The sequence below is a fragment of the Escherichia sp. HH26CH genome, from assembly GCF_009820205.1.
GTDB classification, from domain to species: domain Bacteria; phylum Pseudomonadota; class Gammaproteobacteria; order Enterobacterales; family Enterobacteriaceae; genus Escherichia; species Escherichia coli_F.
In genome coordinates this window covers 16,217-35,576 of record NZ_VNXM01000018.1, presented here as the reverse complement: position 1 = coordinate 35,576, position 19,360 = coordinate 16,217, and the positions used below count along the sequence as shown (strand labels likewise).

At 50.3% G+C, this 19,360-nt stretch carries 17 protein-coding genes; 8 read left to right on the top strand and 9 right to left on the bottom strand.

All coding sequences use genetic code 11. The features are described from left to right. The first annotated feature begins 221 nt into the window (after window positions 1–221). Window positions 222–2,141 (top strand): dihydroxyacetone kinase operon transcriptional regulator DhaR, encoded by a 1,920-nt coding sequence (gene dhaR / locus FQ015_RS06930; RefSeq protein ID WP_039021479.1) that lies wholly within the window; start codon window positions 222–224, stop codon window positions 2,139–2,141. 99 nt (window positions 2,142–2,240) lie between these two features. Here the strand turns inward: dhaR and FQ015_RS06925 are convergent, their stop codons facing one another. The 3 genes from FQ015_RS06925 to pth form a co-directional block, all read right to left on the bottom strand. Further along, window positions 2,241–5,108, bottom strand: coding sequence for an autotransporter outer membrane beta-barrel domain-containing protein (locus tag FQ015_RS06925; protein ID WP_160523880.1), 2,868 nt, complete (start codon window positions 5,106–5,108; stop codon window positions 2,241–2,243). 844 nt (window positions 5,109–5,952) lie between these two features. Further along, entirely contained in the window at window positions 5,953–7,044 is a 1,092-nt protein-coding gene (ychF, locus tag FQ015_RS06920) for a redox-regulated ATPase YchF (RefSeq protein WP_000505866.1), read from the bottom strand. Window positions 7,045–7,160: 116 nt separating this feature from the next. Then, window positions 7,161–7,745 (bottom strand): aminoacyl-tRNA hydrolase, encoded by a 585-nt coding sequence (pth, locus tag FQ015_RS06915; RefSeq protein WP_000152937.1) that lies wholly within the window; start codon window positions 7,743–7,745, stop codon window positions 7,161–7,163. Between the two features lie 277 nt (window positions 7,746–8,022). Between pth and ychH the strand changes: the two genes are divergently transcribed. Next, window positions 8,023–8,301: a stress-induced protein YchH gene (gene ychH, locus FQ015_RS06910; RefSeq protein WP_000823885.1), complete on the top strand. Its 279-nt coding sequence runs from the start codon at window positions 8,023–8,025 to the stop codon at window positions 8,299–8,301. Between the two features lie 54 nt (window positions 8,302–8,355). On the opposite strand, the gene dauA is transcribed toward ychH, so the two are convergent. The 4 genes from dauA to lolB all read right to left on the bottom strand — a co-directional run bounded on the left by dauA (window position 8,356) and on the right by lolB (window position 12,732). Further along, window positions 8,356–10,035 (bottom strand): C4-dicarboxylic acid transporter DauA, encoded by a 1,680-nt coding sequence (gene dauA / locus FQ015_RS06905; protein ID WP_024190050.1) that lies wholly within the window; start codon window positions 10,033–10,035, stop codon window positions 8,356–8,358. 124 nt (window positions 10,036–10,159) lie between these two features. Then, window positions 10,160–11,107 carry a ribose-phosphate diphosphokinase gene (prs, locus tag FQ015_RS06900; protein WP_001298109.1) on the bottom strand — a complete coding sequence of 316 codons (948 nt, stop codon included), beginning with the start codon at window positions 11,105–11,107 and terminating at the stop codon, window positions 10,160–10,162. Window positions 11,108–11,257: 150 nt separating this feature from the next. Next, on the bottom strand, window positions 11,258–12,109 hold the full coding sequence (gene ispE / locus FQ015_RS06895; RefSeq protein WP_105278671.1) for a 4-(cytidine 5'-diphospho)-2-C-methyl-D-erythritol kinase: 852 nt from the start codon (window positions 12,107–12,109) through the stop codon (window positions 11,258–11,260). Next, window positions 12,109–12,732, bottom strand: a complete 624-nt coding sequence (gene lolB, locus FQ015_RS06890; protein ID WP_001130692.1) for a lipoprotein insertase outer membrane protein LolB — start codon at window positions 12,730–12,732, stop codon at window positions 12,109–12,111. Before lolB ends, ispE begins: the two co-directional genes overlap by 1 nt. 213 nt (window positions 12,733–12,945) lie before the next feature. Between lolB and hemA the strand changes: the two genes are divergently transcribed. The 6 genes from hemA to kdsA are packed head-to-tail and all read left to right on the top strand — an operon-like array spanning window position 12,946 to window position 18,251. Beyond that, window positions 12,946–14,202, top strand: a complete 1,257-nt coding sequence (gene hemA, locus FQ015_RS06885; protein WP_001353262.1) for a glutamyl-tRNA reductase — start codon at window positions 12,946–12,948, stop codon at window positions 14,200–14,202. A gap of 41 nt (window positions 14,203–14,243) precedes the next feature. Continuing rightward, window positions 14,244–15,326, top strand: a complete 1,083-nt coding sequence (gene prfA, locus FQ015_RS06880) for a peptide chain release factor 1 (protein WP_000804726.1) — start codon at window positions 14,244–14,246, stop codon at window positions 15,324–15,326. Beyond that, entirely contained in the window at window positions 15,326–16,159 is an 834-nt protein-coding gene (gene prmC / locus FQ015_RS06875; protein WP_160523879.1) for a peptide chain release factor N(5)-glutamine methyltransferase, read from the top strand. Before prfA ends, prmC begins: the two co-directional genes overlap by 1 nt. Continuing rightward, complete coding sequence (sirB2, locus tag FQ015_RS06870) at window positions 16,156–16,548, top strand: invasion regulator SirB2 (RefSeq protein WP_000200378.1); 393 nt, start codon at window positions 16,156–16,158, stop codon at window positions 16,546–16,548. The genes prmC and sirB2 overlap by 4 nt, the downstream gene beginning before the upstream one ends. 3 nt (window positions 16,549–16,551) lie before the next feature. Then, window positions 16,552–17,361: an invasion regulator SirB1 gene (sirB1, locus tag FQ015_RS06865; protein ID WP_001257044.1), complete on the top strand. Its 810-nt coding sequence runs from the start codon at window positions 16,552–16,554 to the stop codon at window positions 17,359–17,361. A 35-nt stretch (window positions 17,362–17,396) separates the two neighbouring features. Continuing rightward, window positions 17,397–18,251 carry a 3-deoxy-8-phosphooctulonate synthase gene (gene kdsA, locus FQ015_RS06860; protein WP_000811058.1) on the top strand — a complete coding sequence of 285 codons (855 nt, stop codon included), beginning with the start codon at window positions 17,397–17,399 and terminating at the stop codon, window positions 18,249–18,251. A 163-nt stretch (window positions 18,252–18,414) separates the two neighbouring features. On the opposite strand, the gene FQ015_RS23950 is transcribed toward kdsA, so the two are convergent. Further along, window positions 18,415–18,522: a type I toxin-antitoxin system toxin Ldr family protein gene (locus FQ015_RS23950; RefSeq protein ID WP_000170965.1), complete on the bottom strand. Its 108-nt coding sequence runs from the start codon at window positions 18,520–18,522 to the stop codon at window positions 18,415–18,417. A gap of 427 nt (window positions 18,523–18,949) precedes the next feature. Then, the gene (locus FQ015_RS06850) at window positions 18,950–19,057 is read right to left on the bottom strand and encodes a type I toxin-antitoxin system toxin Ldr family protein (protein ID WP_000170965.1); all 108 of its coding nucleotides are present in this window, start codon (window positions 19,055–19,057) and stop codon (window positions 18,950–18,952) included. Between the last annotated feature and the right edge of the window lie 303 nt (window positions 19,058–19,360).

Here is a 19,360-nt window from a genome sequence, read left to right as displayed (position 1 = left end):
GCTCCAGCAATTACGGTAGGGCATGGATGATGTTCAACGACACGGCGACCACTGACTGCCGATAAATCCATTGTGCATCAGGTAAGGGAAAAGAAAATTAGCCCAAATTATGTTTCATGGTGAAACATATGTTTTAATGAATGTTCCATATTGAAACTTTTACGCGTTTTAATACTAAAAATTGCGAGCCGGAACACCTTTTGTCACAAAGGATGCGGGATATGAGTGGCGCTTTTAACAACGATGAACGGGGCATATCTCCCTTAATTGCAGCCTCCTGGGAGCGATGCAATAAACTGATGAAACGGGAGACATGGCGCGTACCGCACCAGGCCCAGGGCGTGACATTTGCTTCTATCTATCGGCGTAAGAAAGCGATGCTGACGCTCGGGCAGGCTGCGCTGGAAGATGCCTGGGAATATATGGAATCGCGGGCGTGCGGACTGTTCATCCTTGATGAAACCGCCTGCATCCTTAGTCGTTTTGGTGATCCACAAACGCTGCACCAGCTTAGTGTCCTGGGATTCAATGACGGCACGTATTGCGCAGAGGGAATTATTGGTACCTGTGCGCTATCGTTAGCGGCTATTTCTGGTCAGGCAGTGAAAACGATGGCCGATCAACATTTCAAACAGGCACTCTGGAACTGGGCCTTTTGTGCAACACCGTTGTTTGACAGCAAGGGCCGATTGACGGGAACAATAGCGCTGGCGTGTCCGGTTGAGCAAACTACCGCAGCTGATTTGCCGTTGACGTTGGCAATCGCACGCGAGGTCGGAAATTTACTGCTGACGGACAGTTTGCTCGCTGAAACTAACCGTCATTTAAATCAACTTAATGCCCTGTTAGAAAGTATGGATGATGGCGTGATTAGCTGGGACGAGCAGGGTAATTTGCAATTTATCAATGCCCAGGCGGCGCGAGTCTTGCGCCTTGACGCGACGGCAAGTCAGGGAAGGGCGATCACTGAACTCTTAACGTTACCCGCTGTATTGCAACAAGCAATAAAACAGGCACATCCGCTCAAACACGTAGAAGCAACCTTTGAAAGTCAGCACCAGTTTATTGATGCGGTGATAACCCTTAAACCGATAATAGAAACGCAGGGAACCAGCTTTATTTTGTTGCTCCATCCCGTGGAACAGATGCGGCAGTTGATGACCAGTCAATTGGGAAAAGTCAGCCATACCTTCGCTCATATGCCACAGGACGATCCGCAAACTCGCCGCTTGATTCATTTTGGCCGCCAGGCGGCGCGTAGTAGCTTTCCTGTTTTGCTTTGTGGCGAAGAGGGCGTAGGCAAGGCACTGCTAAGTCAGGCAATTCATAATGAAAGTGAGCGTGCAGCGGGGCCTTATATCGCCGTCAATTGTGAGTTATATGGTGATGCGGCGCTGGCGGAAGAATTTATTGGCGGCGATCGCACGGACAATGAAAATGGTCGTCTGAGTCGACTGGAACTGGCGCACGGCGGCACGCTGTTTCTTGAAAAGATTGAATATCTGGCGGTGGAGTTACAGTCTGCTTTGCTTCAGGTTATCAAGCAGGGTGTTATCACGCGACTGGATGCGCGGCGTTTAATACCAATTGATGTCAAAGTGATTGCCACAACGACCGCGGACCTGGCAATGCTGGTGGAACAAAATCGCTTTAGTCGCCAGCTGTATTACGCGCTGCATGCATTTGAAATTACCATCCCGCCTCTGCGTATGCGGCGTGGCAGCATTCCGGCGCTGGTGAATAACAAATTACGCAGTCTTGAAAAACGCTTCTCTACGCGTCTGAAAATTGATGACGATGCCCTCGCTCGCCTGGTTTCTTGTGCATGGCCAGGCAACGATTTTGAACTTTACAGCGTCATCGAGAATCTTGCTCTGAGTAGTGATAACGGGCGCATTCGCGTCAGTGATTTGCCTGAACATCTGTTTACCGAGCAGGCGACAGATGATGTCAGCGCCACTCGCCTTTCCACCAGTCTGTCATTTGCGGAAGTTGAAAAAGAGGCAATTATTAACGCAGCCCAGGTCACAGGCGGTCGCATTCAGGAAATGTCGGCTTTACTTGGAATCGGCCGCACTACGCTGTGGCGGAAAATGAAGCAACATGGCATTGATGCAGGGCAGTTTAAGCGCCGGGTATGAAAGACAGAGACGATTTCTGATACATCTGAGTGATCTGTATTTCATTCCGGCGCACGCTAACAATTTTCAGCATCGTTTAAGGGCTTGTCTATCCCGCACTTAAAAGCTGAAGCGATATCCTCCGTTGACTTGCTTCTGATCAAAGAGGTTACCCTGCGTGTAATCCGCTTCGAGATAGAATGTGTGCTGTTTGTTATACTGTGCACTGACTCCCACGCCGTTATTCCAGCCATTACCTTTGAAACTGTACTTCTCCCGGGAGTTGTTCAACAGATATTCGGTATCCCCTGAAAACTCGCGGATAGCGCCAGTCTTCACATAGACATTCAGCTGGCTGTTGCCTGCGGTGATGTCATATCCCAGTATCATGCTGGCACGCCCCAGCAGCGATTCGTAGTGATTCAGATGTATATTGAGACCATTACTCGCCTTCATAGCCATCCCATTCTGGTGGCTGTATGTGAGCTGGGTTTGCGGCTCTATATAGAACCCATAACCAGTAGGGGTCAGGTTGAACCTCTGCCCGGCTTCCAGGGAGATGCTCAATCCATTCGCAGTGCCGTTGGCGTTAACGCCGTTGTTCTGACTGTCCAGTACGTGGAAACTATTTTTCTGGTGCGATGCTTTTACAACGAGATCGCTGTAAAAACCGTTGTGTGCCATGTAACTGGCGTACATTCCCATGTAGTCTGAACGTGCGGTACCGTCGCCTCCGCTATAGTCCGGCGATGCATGTGTTGAGCCAATATACAGACCGACATACAACGGCATTTCATCAGAGAGACGTTTATCCCCACCAAACTGGATACCGCTGTAACCCATGTCAAAGCCGCTCAGTTTGCCACTGGCAAAGGAGTCCAGGCTTCCCCCATAACTGCGCAACCAGATATTACCGTCTTTACCCTGATTTCGCAGGTCACCCATCCGTTGCATCAGCGTACGGTTTTCAACATAGTTCAATAAGTAACCGACATTGAGATAATTGCCGCCAGCATCTGCGGTCGTGGTGGGTTTAGGCGTGGGAGCGGGGGCAGGCGTAGGATCTGGGTTGACTATGGGGGGCTGAGCGGGAGCTGGTGTGGGCTCTGGATTAGGAGTCGGCTCCGGAATTGTCCCGGAAGCATAAAGCTCCCAGTTAGTGCCATTTTTACGCACATCATACAGATATCCCCCCAACTCAACCTGAGAAGACGCGCTGAACGAGGCCGCGCCGTCAGTGGTTTTTACCACTGTCAGAACTTCATTTCCCGTTGTGGCCTCGCTGCCCTGGTTACGGATAGCCAATACGTGATTACCAGCACTACTCCCGCAGATATTCAATAAATCTCCTTTATTATTAACGCCATTACCCTCGCCAACAACATCAGCACGCATAATAAAGGTACTGTTACCGCTAAGGTTCTCTACGTTTAATGTGGTAAATGTGCCGGCAGTTGACGCGTGGCTGGCAAAATCGACAGTTGAATGGCTCAGCGCCAGCGTGTCGAGATTAGAATTACTTGTTACGTTCCAGACGCTGTTATTCATTGCAACGTCCAGTTTCCCGCCATTGACATTATCGCTGAGGGAAGAACCTGTCCAAACCGACCCAGGGTGCATATCCAGATTGATTAGCCCACCTTTAGAAAGAACGCTACCGTTGATAAGCATACGACCCGAAGCGTTGATGCGGCTGGCGGCATAACCATCGTCATGTTGCGTTGCGATGGCCATCTGGTCGGGTGTACTCATATCAATGACCAGATCGCTCGTGAGATCGATCTGGCTGTTGGTCATGGCATAAATCCCCCTGGCTCCTGCCGCGCCGGTGATAGCCAAACTGTCTCCGGTTATTCTACCGCCGCTGAGCGCCCACAAACCCAGCGCCAGACTGCCATTACGATCAACCGTAATATCGGTATTTTGCATGTTGATAACAGCCGTTGCCGTCTGGGCTGAGGCACCATAAGAACCGCTGGAAAAGATGCTGTTTCGTTGCGCTGCCGTGCCAGAAAAATTGATTGTCGCGTCTGAACCACTGGTTACGAGGCCACCGCCCTGCGCGGAAGAAATATGGCTATCAGCACCGATAGTGGTTGTACCACCACGAACTTCGACGCCATTGGCAGCGGCTCCAGTTACATCAACAGTGAGTGCATTCGCGCTCACCTGGCCAAAGCTCCAGAGGCCGTGTGCATTATCGCCATTGGTTTTAATGGTACTGTTTGTTCCGAGATCGACAACAGAGTTTTTCTGTACGTTTATTCCCATGGCGCTGTAGCCCTGAACATCGATTGTCAGGTCTGTCGCCGTAAAACGCGCAGCACCGTTGGCGTTATTGCCGTTGAGACCACCGATATAAACACCTATACTTCCATCGGTCTTGATTTTACTACCGCTTCCAAGATCGACACTGGTGCCATAGTCATTGATGGTTAGGCCTATACCGTTCGAGTTTTCAATGGTGAATTGAGAGGCTGTTAGTGTTGAGCTATGCCCAATAATGATGCCGTCATCGTTACTCTTAATGGTGCTGCCTGTGCCTAAGTCAGCATGTGTATAGTCACCAATTAAATTAATGCCGATGGCAGAGGTTTGACCAACAACATCTACTGTAAGTCGGTTAGCTGTCAGAGAGCTGTTCTTGCCCTGAATAATGATTCCCTTTGCATATCCAGAGGCGTCGTTGACATTGACGGTGACATCATCACCCAGGTTGATATTGCCAGGCGTGTTTCCTGCTGGGGTCATTACACCATAGAGGTTTCCTGATGGATCGGCGGTATCTCCTGTAATTCTGTCACCATCATTAATAGTAATATTGGTGCCATTTTGACTTCCTAAATCAGCAGCTATCAGCAGGGGGGAAAAGATAATTGCATTCAAACCAATAGCGCCATATTTTATCAGTTGAATGGAGGGCGAACGGATTTTTAATTCAGCGAGACGATCGGCTTTGGTATTCCCATTGTGTTGTTTGATGCCCATACCACTCCTATATAGTACCCAAGCTATGGGTCTATGGATTTTGTCATTTTGTTTAAGTCAATGAATAATATCCTCTTATCATCATGATATTTGTATGGTGCAATCATGATGAGCTGCTCTGAGAATAATTCTCTATTACCGGGCAAAATCAGGAACACAGGAATTAATATATATTTAACATCCCCCTTACAAAGGTGAGTTTAGATCGAGTTATTCCCTAAGTTGTCGTTACTTATTCCAATTCGTTACTATGAATATGACAAAAACATTACAACAAACAGCGGTTAAATAATTTGGTGAATATTTTTTGTAATAATCCTAATTAGTTATGGGATTTTCGCTTGATGTATCTGCATAACAAAAACAATATGAGCCATTTTTGCATTACTAATAAGAAAAAGCAAAAAACATCGATATTCATTTTTGATCAATGGATTTTCTGGCATATCGTTATTATCGTGATACTGGTTATCATTTTCATCTTGCCAGGATCGCACGTAATCACGTTATTCGGGGGCTTTATCTGCTGGATATTGCCCTTCAGGCAAGTCCTTTTCTCGCCAGCATATTGGAGCGTGATCAATATTGATCAGCTGTAAAAGGTGTCTGATGTGCAGTGGAACACAAACTTACGTGATCTCATTGCTAATGAGATATCCCTCATCTGAACACTTATGTCTTTAATTATTCTCGTGGTTCACTATAGGCAATAAGCACAAAAGTGTAGGATGTTATAAGAATGGTTAGGACTCGGTGAAATGAAAAATCCACGCAATTGCGTGGATTTTATATACTTTTGCGCTCTTCATGAGATTTAGCGAAACCTCATGAGACAACAAATTAATTAGACATTGAACAGGAAGTTCATTACATCGCCATCTTTAACGATGTAATCTTTACCTTCTGCACGCATTTTGCCCGCTTCTTTCGCGCCTTGTTCACCTTTGTAAGTGATGAAATCTTCGAACGAAATAGTTTGTGCGCGGATAAAGCCTTTTTCAAAATCAGTATGGATTTTGCCAGCGGCCTGCGGCGCGGTTGCACCAACCGGAATGGTCCATGCACGCACTTCTTTCACCCCAGCGGTGAAGTAAGTTTGCAGGTTCAGCAGCTTATAACCGGCACGGATCACGCGGTTCAGGCCCGGCTCTTCCAGCCCAAGCTCCTGCATAAACTCGTCACGTTCTTCGTCGTCCAGTTCGGCAATGTCTGCTTCAACAGCAGCACAAACCGGAACCACAACAGAACCTTCTTTCGCCGCGATTTCACGCACCTGGTCAAGATACGGGTTGTTTTCAAAACCGTCTTCGTTGACGTTGGCGATGTACATTGTTGGTTTCAGCGTCAGGAAGCTCAGGTAACGAATAGCCGCTTTCTCTTCAGCGCTTAAATCCAGCGCGCGCAGCATACCTGCGTTTTCCAGCTGTGGCAGGCATTTTTCCAGTACCGCCAGCTCGGCTTTCGCGTCTTTATCGCCGCCTTTGGCTTTCTTCTGTACGCGATGAATCGCACGTTCGCAGGTGTCGAGGTCTGCCAGCGCCAGTTCTGTGTTGATAACTTCAATATCATCCGCCGGGTTAACTTTGCCGGAAACGTGAATGATGTTGTCGTTTTCAAAGCAGCGAACAACGTGACCGATCGCTTCGGTTTCACGGATGTTGGTCAGGAACTGGTTACCCAGACCTTCGCCTTTCGATGCGCCTTTTACCAGACCGGCGATATCGACAAATTCCATGGTCGTGGGAAGCGTACGCTGCGGTTTTACGATTTCAGCCAGTTGATCCAGGCGAGGGTCAGGCATTGGTACGACGCCTGTGTTCGGCTCGATGGTGCAGAATGGAAAGTTGGCCGCTTCAATACCGGCTTTGGTCAGCGCGTTGAACAGGGTAGATTTCCCGACGTTGGGCAAACCGACGATACCGCATTTGAATCCCATGATTTAAATCACCTTAATATCTTAATAATCAACCTGTTATTGCTAACAGATTGCAGAAATGGAAATAACTTTGCCTATTATACACGGCACTCGGCAAAAATGCCGCAGACAACGACTTATTGCGCTTTAAAGGCGTGCAATCGGTTCGTTGCTTTGGTCAAGCCCTCTGTAAACCACATTTCAGTACAACGTGCCGCTTCGTCGATGGCTTCATCAATTAACTTCTGTTCACTAACAGGCGGTTTGCCTAACACAAAACCGACAACTTTATTTTTATCGCCCGGATGACCGATTCCGATGCGTAAACGGTGAAAGTTAGGGTTATTACCCAATTTACTGATGATGTCTTTCAGTCCATTGTGACCACCATGGCCACCGCCCAACTTAAATTTGGCGACGCCAGGTGGCAGATCCAGTTCGTCGTGGGCAACCAGAATTTCGTCCGGATTAATGCGGAAAAAACTGGCCATCGCCGCAACGGCTTTGCCGCTGAGATTCATAAATGTAGTCGGGACTAACAGGCGGACATCTTCGCCTCCAAGGGTGACTCGCGAAGTATAACCAAAGAATTTAGCCTCTTCGCGCAGCGGAGCGCGCAAACGCTCAGCCAGTAAGTCAACGAACCAGGCGCCAGCATTATGTCGCGTTGCGGCGTATTCAGCGCCGGGGTTCGCCAGACCGACAATCAATTTAATCGTCACGTTTTTTTGTCCTGAGTGTGTACATAACTGGCGCGTAGTTTACTGGTTGCGGCCCCGCTTGACAAAAAACTGCGTATCAAATGCAGATAACGCAATAATTGCCTAAGTGGACTATTAGAAAGTCAAGGTGTTCAGGCATTTATTTGTAAAGTTTTGTTGAAATAAGGGTTGTAATTGTGATCACGCCCGCACATAACCCACAGGGTGTTGTCTATACTTTACACATAAGGAAGAGGGGTATTCCCTGTTACAACCCAGAAAGTTCCGGAGGTGACATATGAAACGCAAAAACGCTTCGTTACTCGGTAACGTGCTCATGGGGTTGGGTCTGGTGGTAATGGTGGTCGGCGTGGGGTATTCAATCCTCAACCAGTTACCACAGTTTAATATGCCCCAGTATTTCGCACATGGTGCAGTGCTAAGTATTTTCGTCGGTGCCATTCTCTGGCTGGCGGGTGCCCGTGTTGGCGGGCATGAACAGGTGTGCGACCGTTACTGGTGGGTTCGCCACTATGACAAACGTTGCCGCCGTAGCGATAATCGCCGTCATAGCTAACAAATAATGCCGTTTGCTGACCAGTCAGTTTGCGCTGACTGGTCAATTTCGTACTTATAAATCCGCCATCGCCGCGCGACGATTCGGGAAGAACGCCAGGCGTCCCGGGATCGGTTGAATCCCTGCGCGAGCCATAGTGCGCAGCGGCTGGAATTCCACGTTACACACGCGCAGTTCACATCCTTCGGGCAGACGCTTCACAAAACGCTGGAACGCATCAAGGCCACCAGCATCAAGCACCGGAACGGCATCCCACTTCAGAATGACAATCCGCTTGCCTTCAAGACGTGACTCCAGGTCCGTGAACAAGCCTTCAGCGGCAGCAAAGAACAGCGGGCCAATAACGCGCAGAACCAGGACATCGTCTGGAACGTCTACGACTACTGGGGCCAGGCGAGTCATACGCGCGATACGACGCATAAACAGCAGCGATGCCAACACGATCCCCACACTGATGGCAATAACCATATCAAACAGCACGGTCAGCGACATGCACAGCAGCATGACGATGATGTCATCTTTCGGCGCATGACGCAGCAAGTCGACCACTTTGTGCGCTTCACTCATGTTCCACGCCACCATCAACAGCAGGGCAGCCATGGCGGAAAGCGGCAGCCAGGAGAGCAGCGGTGCCAGTACCAGCAGGGCAAGAATAACCAGAATAGAGTGGATCACCGCCGAGATAGGGGAAGTTGCCCCGGCACGGACGTTAGCGGCAGAACGCGCGATGGCAGCTGTAGCGGTAATACCACCAAAGAACGGGGCGATGATATTCCCCAGTCCCTGTCCAACCAGTTCGCTGTTCGCTTTGTGTTTCGTTCCGGTCATACCATCCAGTACCACGGCGCAGAGCAGAGATTCGATTGCGCCGAGCATTGCCATTGAGAATGCCGCAGGCAGCAGTGTGCGAATAGAATCCCAGGTTAGCGTGAATTCTGAATCAGGTAGATCCCACGGCAGCACCAGTTGTGGCAGCAATTGCGGAATACCGTTACCCTGAGAACCATCGGCCAGAACGTAGTGGAATTGCGAACCGATGGTAGCAACATGTCCGCCGAGCAGGTTAACAATCCCCATCACCGCGCAACCAGCCAGCAAGGCCGGAAGGTGACCAGGCAAACGAATGCCCAGACGCGGCCAGAAAACCAGAATGCCAAGCGTCACAATGCCAATGGCAGCATCACCCACATTAATGGTCGGCAACGCCATAAATAATGCGCCGACTTTTTGTAGATAATGCTCCGGGACATGGGCCATTTGCAGACCGAGAAAATCTTTAATCTGCATGGTACCGATGGTGATCCCGATACCCGAGGTGAAACCTAAGGTCACGGAAACCGGAATATATTCAATCAAGCGTCCAAAACGTGCCAGCCCCATCAGGATCAAAAAGACACCTGACATGAGTGTCGCGACCAGCAGTCCTGCCAGTCCAAACTGTTGCGAAACGGGATAGAGAATTACCACAAATGCCGCAGTCGGACCGGAAACGCTAAAGCGTGACCCACCCGTCAGAGCAATGACAATCCCCGCAACAGCTGCGGTATATAAACCGTACTGGGGTGCCACACCACTACCAATAGCCAACGCCATCGCCAGCGGGATAGCAATAATCCCGACGGTTATCCCGGCAATCAGGTCACGGGTAAACCGTGCGGCAGTATATTTTTCTTTCCAGCAAGCGTCGATCAGAGCGCGGAAAGGCATCACATGTGAGGAAAATATTTTGTTCACAATAATGTTTCATCCGTGAGCGCATCATCTGTCAACTAAATGGCAGGTGAAGGAGGCATAGGTCATACAAATGGATATTACAGACAAAAAAACCCGCCGCAGCGGGTCTTTGAGCCGGGTTCGATTAGTGTTCGAACATGGCGGAGATCGATTCTTCGTTGCTGATACGACGAATCGCTTCGGCCAGCATACCTGACAGGGTCAGAGTACGCACGTTCGGCAGTGATTTGATTTCATCGCTCAGCGGAATGGTATCGCAGACAACGACTTCATCAATTACAGAGTTACGCAGGTTGTTCGCCGCGTTGCCGGAGAAGATCGGGTGAGTCGCGTACGCAAATACACGTTTAGCACCACGTTCTTTCAGCGCTTCAGCAGCTTTACACAGCGTACCGCCAGTGTCGATCATATCATCGACCAGTACGCAGTCACGACCTGCAACGTCACCGATGATATGCATCACCTGGGAAACGTTCGCACGCGGACGACGTTTGTCGATGATTGCCATATCGGTATCGTTCAGCAGCTTAGCGATAGCGCGGGCACGCACAACGCCGCCGATGTCCGGAGAAACCACAATTGGGTTATCCAGATTCAGCTGCAGCATGTCTTCCAGCAGGATCGGGCTACCAAATACGTTATCAACCGGAACGTCGAAGAAACCCTGAATCTGTTCAGCGTGCAGATCCACTGTCAGCACACGGTCAACACCGACGCTGGAGAGGAAGTCTGCAACCACTTTCGCAGTGATTGGTACACGAGCGGAACGGACGCGACGGTCCTGGCGCGCATAGCCAAAGTAGGGGATAACAGCGGTGATACGACCTGCGGAAGCACGACGCAGGGCATCAACCATAACGACTAATTCCATCAGGTTGTCGTTAGTAGGGGCACAAGTGGACTGGATGATGAAAATATCACCACCGCGTACATTTTCGTTAATTTGTACGCTGACTTCGCCGTCGCTAAAGCGACCTACAGCGGCGTCGCCGAGTGAAGTGTACAGGCGGTTGGCAATACGTTGTGCTAGTTCCGGGGTGGCGTTACCAGCAAAAAGCTTCATATCAGGCACGAGAAGAACCTCAGGCATGCGTCCATTGGTGGAAAGAATCTGCCGAAAACTGTGCGGGCCAGGCATGATTCTTTCCAGGCGGTGTATTAAAGAGCGCGATGCAACGTCTGGAACAAGGTGACGTTGTCACCGAAACTCAGCTTGCCCGGCTTAAAGCATGGCTCTGTGCAATGGGGAAAGATTAACGCCTTTCGCCACAAAGCCATTGAGCCATTCCGGGGCTTGCTCTAGCACCTGGCGGGCTTCAGACTCTGTATCAAATTCAGCAAAGACACAGGCCCCTGTCCCAGTCAGGCGCGACGGGGCGTATTCTAACAGCCAGGAAAGCACCGCATCAACCTCGCGAAAACGTTTTCTTGCGATAACCTCGCAATCATTGCTGAATTCACATTTTAGCAACGTTTCTATTGACCTTTTTGGCGTATTGCGCGGGAGTTCAGGATCTTTAAAAATCACCGGTGTCGGAATACTTACACCAGGGTGCACCACCAGGTACCACTTCTCTGGCGGATCCACCGGCGTTAGTATTTCACCAACGCCTTCGGCAAACGCGGCATGACCCCGAACAAAGACAGGAACATCTGCGCCCAGCGTCAGCCCCATTTCCGCCAGCTCATCAATGCTTAGCCCGCATTGCCAGAGATGGTTTAATGCCACCAGCACCGTCGCGGCATTGGATGAACCACCACCCAGACCGCCGCCCATCGGCAAAAGCTTGTCAATACTGATTTCTGCACCGCTTCCCGTAGGAAGACGCCCGCTGGCGGCTGCTGTTTTCATCAGCAACCGTGCTGCGCGAACGATCAGGTTATCTTCATGTTCCACGCCTTCAACGGGTGTTAACAGACGAATATCCCCATCGTCACGAAGCTCAATGCTGATGGTGTCGCCGTAATCCAGGAACTGAAACAGCGTTTGCAGCGTGTGGTAACCGTCCGCACGCTGACCGGTAATGTATAAAAACAGATTAAGTTTTGCCGGAGAGGGCCACTGTGTCCGCATTATTTCACTATCCAGTTATCCATTTTTAACTTGATGCGCTGACCACCATCGGTGAGTTCCATATTGGCTGGCATCGCAGGTTGCGTTTTGGTGTCATAACCACCGTAAACAACTTTCCAGTTTTTGCCGTTTTGGCTGTAGGTGATTTCGCTGAGGCGATATTGATCGTCCAGTTTGTAGTCGGTTGCATCACCCGGTAAACCTAAAATCCACTGACGCAAACTGTTGAGCGGAATCGGCATTCCGGTCAATTTGCCAATCATCTCTTCGGCGTCATCGGCGGTGTAACGCTGCCCTTTATTGTCGACTAACTGCACGTTACCCGGCTGAGCATTCAGCTCCAGTTCGGTGCTGCCCAATGGGTTAGTCAGTAGCAGACGATAGCGATCCTGGCCGGTTTGTTGCCAGAAAAAGCGGGCGTAGACTTTTTGTTGATCAGAAATATAAGCGAATGCACCGCGAGTCTGATACTGATTAAGATTACGCACGTCTTGCTGATGCTGACGCCATTGTGGCGAATCCGGGCTTTTGCCAGGACCTTTCGGCGTGGTAACGGAACAGGCAGTAAGCACGAGAGCAGCCAGTGGTAGCAGACGGATAAGACGAAAATCGGGCAGGGGCATAATGATGACAAGTCCTTGAGATACGTTGCAGTTATAACCCTTAATGCTAGCGTTACCGTCCGCTATCGTCTATGTTCAAGTTGTCTTAATTGCCAGAATCTAACGGCTTTCGGCAATTACTCCAAAAGGGGGCTCTCTCTTTTATTGATCTCGCGCATCCTGTATGATGCGAGCAGACTAACCCTATCAACGTTGGTATTATTTCCCGCAGACATGACCCTTTTAGCACTCGGTATCAACCATAAAACGGCACCTGTATCGCTGCGAGAACGTGTATCGTTTTCGCCGGATAAGCTCGATCAGGCGCTTGACAGCCTGCTTGCGCAGCCGATGGTGCAGGGCGGCGTGGTGCTGTCGACGTGCAATCGCACGGAACTTTATCTTAGCGTTGAAGAGCAGGATAACCTGCAAGAGGCGTTAATCCGCTGGCTTTGCGATTACCATAATCTCAATGAAGACGATCTGCGTAAAAGCCTCTACTGGCATCAGGATAACGATGCAGTTAGCCATTTAATGCGTGTTGCCAGCGGCCTGGATTCACTGGTTCTGGGGGAACCGCAGATCCTTGGTCAGGTTAAAAAGGCGTTTGCCGATTCGCAAAAAGGCCATATGAAGGCCAGCGAACTGGAACGCATGTTCCAGAAATCTTTCTCTGTCGCAAAACGTGTTCGCACTGAAACCGATATCGGTGCCAGCGCTGTGTCTGTCGCTTTTGCGGCTTGTACGCTGGCGCGGCAGATCTTTGAATCGCTCTCTACGGTGACGGTACTGCTGGTTGGCGCGGGTGAGACTATCGAGCTGGTGGCGCGTCATCTACGTGAACACAAAGTACAGAAGATGATTATCGCCAACCGTACTCGCGAACGCGCCCAAATTCTGGCAGATGAAGTCGGCGCAGAAGTGATTGCCTTGAGCGATATTGACGAACGTCTGCGCGAAGCCGATATCATCATTAGTTCTACCGCCAGTCCGTTGCCGATTATCGGTAAAGGCATGGTGGAGCGCGCATTAAAAAGCCGTCGCAACCAACCGATGCTGTTGGTAGATATTGCCGTTCCGCGCGATGTTGAGCCGGAAGTTGGCAAACTGGCGAATGCTTACCTTTATAGTGTTGACGATCTACAAAGCATTATTTCGCACAACCTGGCGCAACGTAAAGCTGCCGCAGTTGAGGCGGAGACTATCGTCGCTCAGGAAACCAGCGAATTTATGGCCTGGCTGCGTGCACAAAGTGCCAGCGAAACCATTCGCGAGTATCGCAGCCAGGCAGAGCAAGTTCGCGATGAGTTAACCGCCAAAGCGTTAGCAGCCCTTGAGCAGGGCGGCGACGCGCAAGCCATTATGCAGGATCTGGCATGGAAACTGACTAACCGCCTGATCCATGCGCCAACGAAATCACTTCAACAGGCTGCCCGTGACGGGGATAACGAACGCCTGAATATTCTGCGCGACAGCCTCGGGCTGGAGTAGCAGTACATCATTTTCTTTTTTTACAGGGTGCATTTACGCCTATGAAGCCTTCTATCGTTGCCAAACTGGAAGCCCTGCATGAACGCCATGAAGAAGTTCAGGCATTGCTGGGTGACGCGCAAACTATCGCCGACCAGGAACGTTTTCGCGCATTATCACGCGAATATGCGCAGTTAAGTGATGTTTCGCGCTGTTTTACCGACTGGCAACAGGTTCAGGAAGATATCGAAACCGCACAGATGATGCTCGACGATCCTGAAATGCGTGAGATGGCGCAGGATGAACTGCGCGAAGCTAAAGAAAAAAGCGAGCAACTGGAACAGCAATTACAGGTTCTGTTACTACCAAAAGATCCTGATGACGAACGTAACGCCTTCCTCGAAGTCCGTGCCGGAACCGGCGGCGACGAAGCGGCGCTCTTCGCTGGCGATCTGTTCCGTATGTACAGCCGTTACGCCGAAGCCCGCCGCTGGCGTGTAGAAATCATGAGCGCCAGCGAGGGTGAACATGGTGGCTATAAAGAGATCATCGCCAAAATTAGCGGTGATGGTGTATATGGTCGTTTGAAATTCGAATCTGGCGGTCATCGCGTGCAGCGTGTGCCTGCTACGGAATCGCAGGGTCGAATTCATACTTCTGCTTGTACCGTTGCGGTAATGCCAGAACTGCCTGACGCAGAACTGCCGGACATCAACCCAGCAGATTTGCGCATTGATACTTTCCGCTCGTCAGGGGCGGGTGGTCAGCACGTTAACACCACCGATTCGGCAATTCGTATTACTCACTTGCCGACCGGGATTGTTGTTGAATGTCAGGACGAACGTTCACAACATAAAAACAAAGCTAAAGCACTTTCTGTACTTGGTGCTCGCATCCACGCTGCAGAAATGGCAAAACGGCAACAGGCCGAAGCGTCTACCCGTCGTAACCTGCTGGGGAGTGGCGATCGCAGCGACCGTAACCGTACTTACAATTTCCCGCAGGGGCGCGTTACCGATCACCGCATCAACCTGACGCTCTACCGTCTGGATGAAGTGATGGAAGGTAAGCTGGATATGCTGATTGAACCGATTATCCAGGAACATCAGGCCGACCAACTGGCGGCGTTGTCCGAGCAGGAATAATGGAATATCAACACTGGTTACGTGAAGCAATAAGCCAACTTCAGGCGAGCGAAAGCCCGCGGCGTGATGCTGAAATCCTGCTGGAGCATGTTACCGGCAAAGGGCGTACTTTTATTCTCGCCTTTGGTGAAACGCAACTGACTGACGAACAATGTCAGCAACTTGATGCGCTACTGACGCGTCGTCGCGATGGTGAACCTATTGCTCATTTAACCGGGGTGCGAGAATTCTGGTCGCTGCCGTTATTTGTTTCGCCAGTGACCTTAATTCCGCGCCCGGATACGGAGTGTCTGGTGGAGCAGGCACTGGCGCGGTTGCCTGAACAACCTTGCCGTATTCTCGATCTCGGGACGGGTACCGGGGCGATTGCGCTGGCGCTGGCTAGCGAGCGCCCGGACTGCGAAATTACCGCTGTAGATCGCATGCCCGATGCTGTCGAGCTGGCACAACGTAATGCCCAGCACCTGGCGATCAAAAATATCCATATTTTGCAAAGCGATTGGTTTAACGCGCTAGCCGGGCAGCAGTTTGCGATGATTGTCAGTAATCCGCCGTATATTGACGAGCAGGACCCACATCTTCAACAAGGCGATGTCCGCTTTGAGCCGCTCACTGCGCTGGTTGCGGCAGACAGTGGAATGGCAGACATCGTGCATATCATCGAACAGTCGCGTAACGCGCTGGTATCCGGCGGCTTTCTGCTTCTGGAACATGGCTGGCAGCAGGGCGAAGCGGTGCGACAGGCATTTATCCACGCGGGATATCATGACGTCGAAACCTGTCGGGACTATGGTGATAACGAGCGCGTAACGCTCGGCCGCTATTATCAATGACAAGTTTTTCTACACTGCTTAGCGTTCATCTCATTAGCATTGCGCTTTCTGTAGGGCTATTAACCTTACGTTTCTGGCTACGTTATCAGAAGCATCCACAGGCATTTGCTCGTTGGACGCGCATTGTGCCGCCGGTTGTCGATACGGTGTTATTGTTAAGCGGCATTGCGTTGATGGCTAAAGCGCACATCCTGCCATTTTCCGGGCAGGCACAGTGGCTGACTGAAAAGCTGTTTGGAGTTATCATTTATATCGTTTTGGGTTTTATTGCACTCGATTATCGTCGTATGCACAGTCAGCAGGCGCGCATTATTGCCTTCCCGCTGGCGTTGGTGGTGCTGTACATCATCATTAAACTCGCCACCACAAAAGTACCGTTACTGGGGTAAGTCATGAGATCGTTAGCTGATTTCGAATTTAATAAAGCGCCATTGTGCGAAGGCATGATCCTGGCTTGCGAAGCAATCCGCCGCGATTTTCCCTCGCAAGATGTTTACGACGAACTGGAGCGTCTCGTTAGTCTGGCGAAGGAAGAAATCAGCCAGCTTCTGCCTTTAGAAGAGCAGCTGGAAAAACTGATCGCGCTGTTTTACGGCGACTGGGGATTTAAAGCCTCACGCGGCGTTTATCGTCTTTCCGATGCATTATGGCTGGACCAGGTGTTAAAGAATCGACAGGGCAGTGCCGTATCATTAGGTGCCGTTTTATTATGGGTCGCGAATCGTCTCGATTTGCCGCTGCTGCCGGTGATTTTCCCTACGCAGCTGATACTGCGCATTGAATGTCCGGATGGCGAAATTTGGCTGATTAATCCTTTTAACGGTGAATCGTTAAGCGAACATATGCTGGACGTATGGTTAAAGGGAAATATCAGCCCGTCGGCGGAACTGTTTTATGAAGACCTTGATGAAGCTGATAACATTGAGGTAATCCGCAAATTGCTGGATACACTCAAAGCTTCGTTGATGGAAGAAAATCAGATGGAGCTGGCGCTACGTACCAGCGAAGCATTATTACAATTCAACCCGGAAGATCCCTATGAAATTCGCGATCGCGGGTTGATTTATGCGCAACTGGATTGCGAACACGTTGCGTTGAACGATTTAAGTTATTTCGTTGAACAGTGTCCGGAAGACCCGATCAGCGAAATGATCCGTGCGCAAATAAATAACATCGCGCATAAACATATTGTGCTGCATTAATTAATCGACATTTTACTCAAGATTAAGGCGATCCTATGAAACAAAAAGTGGTTAGCATTGGCGACATCAACGTAGCAAATGATCTGCCGTTCGTGCTGTTTGGCGGTATGAACGTGCTGGAATCTCGCGATCTGGCGATGCGCATTTGCGAGCACTACGTAACCGTGACCCAGAAACTGGGTATCCCTTACGTGTTCAAAGCCTCTTTTGACAAAGCCAACCGCTCCTCCATCCACTCTTATCGTGGACCAGGTCTGGAAGAAGGGATGAAAATCTTCCAGGAACTGAAACAGACATTTGGCGTAAAAATTATCACTGACGTTCACGAGCCAAGCCAGGCACAGCCCGTTGCTGATGTCGTGGATGTGATTCAGTTGCCAGCGTTTCTTGCTCGCCAGACTGACCTGGTGGAGGCAATGGCGAAAACCGGTGCGGTAATTAACGTCAAGAAACCACAGTTCGTCAGCCCAGGCCAAATGGGTAATATCGTTGATAAATTCAAAGAAGGCGGCAACGATAAAGTGATTCTTTGTGACCGTGGCGCTAACTTCGGTTACGACAATCTGGTCGTTGATATGCTGGGCTTCAGTATAATGAAGAAAGTCTCTGGTAACTCGCCGGTGATTTTCGACGTTACCCACGCACTGCAATGCCGCGATCCGTTTGGTGCAGCTTCTGGTGGTCGTCGTGCTCAGGTGGCTGAGCTGGCACGGGCCGGTATGGCGGTAGGTCTGGCTGGGCTGTTTATTGAAGCGCATCCGGATCCGGAACATGCGAAATGTGATGGTCCATCCGCGCTGCCGCTGGCTAAACTGGAACCGTTCCTCAAGCAGATGAAAGCGATTGATGATCTGGTGAAAGGTTTCGAAGAACTGGATACCAGCAAGTAATCTTTTTTTGTTTGAAAACAAAAGCCTTAGCGTTATGGGTCAGTCCATTCTGCGTTAAGGCTTTTTTCATGGGGCCGGATACAAAAAAGGCCGCAGGCTGTTACCCCTGCGGCCGGTTTCGGGCGCATATTGCCATCACGGCAGCCTGACGCCCGTTTTCACCTTACTTCCGGTTACGCCACCAGCTGACAATCGCTGCGGTAATAATTCCCGCCAGGATCGGTGCTGCCAGGTCGTGCCAGAATGTCATGGCAAACTGCGCGAGCGTCATATAGCCGCCTTGTTGTAATGACAACATTTTGCGGCTATTCTTGAAGTGTCTGGTTTCAAGATTAGCCCCCGTTCTGTTGTCAGGTTGTACCTCTCAACGTGCGGGGGTTTTCTCTTTCCAGCAACCAATGCCACCAGGGATAGAGCCCCCGCAACATTGCGCCTCACCGGATAACTCCGGCTTGGTGTGGATACTACGTCTCAATTCATCTTCACTTCATCCCTGAAATGTTTGCAATGAAGAGTGCATTCCGGTTTTTCAACAGTTGTTACAGTCGTTTCATGAGTGCTCTGGATGATGCTTCCAGCTCGGGTTGCCAATATTTACTTGCAGAAGAGATAAAGACAAAAAGGGCCGCAGGCTGTTACCCCTGCGGCCGGTTTCGGGCGCATATTGCCATCACGGCAGCCTGACGCCCGTTTTCACCTTACTTCCGGTTACGCCACCAGCTGACAATCGCTGCGGTAATAATTCCCGCCAGGATCGGTGCTGCCAGGTCGTGCCAGAATGTCATGGCAAACTGCGCGAGCGTCATATAGCCGCCTTGTTGTAATGACAACATTTTGCGGCTATTCTTGAATTGTTGATGGTTCAAGATTAGCCCCCGTTCTGTTGTCAGGTTTTACCTCTCAACGTGCGGGGGTTTTCTCTTTCCAGCAACCAATGCCACCAGGGATAAAGCCCCCGCAACATTGCGCCTCACCGGATAACGCCGGCTTGGTGTGGATATTACGTCTCAATTCATCTTCACTTCATCCCTGAAATGTTTGCAATAATGAGTACATTCCGGCTTTTCAACAGCTGTTGCAGTGGTTTCGTGCAGGTTGTGGTACAGGCT

Coding starts and splice junctions, on each gene's coding strand:
- ispE (WP_105278671.1), bottom strand. CDS start 12,109: ATGCGGACACAGTGGCCCTCTCCGGCAAAACTTAATCTGTTTTTATAC.
- prmC (WP_160523879.1), top strand. CDS start 15,326: ATGGAATATCAACACTGGTTACGTGAAGCAATAAGCCAACTTCAGGCG.
- FQ015_RS06925 (WP_160523880.1), bottom strand. CDS start 5,108: ATGGGCATCAAACAACACAATGGGAATACCAAAGCCGATCGTCTCGCT.
- FQ015_RS06850 (WP_000170965.1), bottom strand. CDS start 19,057: ATGACGCTCGCGCAGTTTGCCATGACATTCTGGCACGACCTGGCAGCA.
- lolB (WP_001130692.1), bottom strand. CDS start 12,732: ATGCCCCTGCCCGATTTTCGTCTTATCCGTCTGCTACCACTGGCTGCT.
- dhaR (WP_039021479.1), top strand. CDS start 222: ATGAGTGGCGCTTTTAACAACGATGAACGGGGCATATCTCCCTTAATT.
- FQ015_RS23950 (WP_000170965.1), bottom strand. CDS start 18,522: ATGACGCTCGCGCAGTTTGCCATGACATTCTGGCACGACCTGGCAGCA.
- ychH (WP_000823885.1), top strand. CDS start 8,023: ATGAAACGCAAAAACGCTTCGTTACTCGGTAACGTGCTCATGGGGTTG.
- kdsA (WP_000811058.1), top strand. CDS start 17,397: ATGAAACAAAAAGTGGTTAGCATTGGCGACATCAACGTAGCAAATGAT.
- sirB2 (WP_000200378.1), top strand. CDS start 16,156: ATGACAAGTTTTTCTACACTGCTTAGCGTTCATCTCATTAGCATTGCG.
- prfA (WP_000804726.1), top strand. CDS start 14,244: ATGAAGCCTTCTATCGTTGCCAAACTGGAAGCCCTGCATGAACGCCAT.
- sirB1 (WP_001257044.1), top strand. CDS start 16,552: ATGAGATCGTTAGCTGATTTCGAATTTAATAAAGCGCCATTGTGCGAA.
- hemA (WP_001353262.1), top strand. CDS start 12,946: ATGACCCTTTTAGCACTCGGTATCAACCATAAAACGGCACCTGTATCG.
- ychF (WP_000505866.1), bottom strand. CDS start 7,044: ATGGGATTCAAATGCGGTATCGTCGGTTTGCCCAACGTCGGGAAATCT.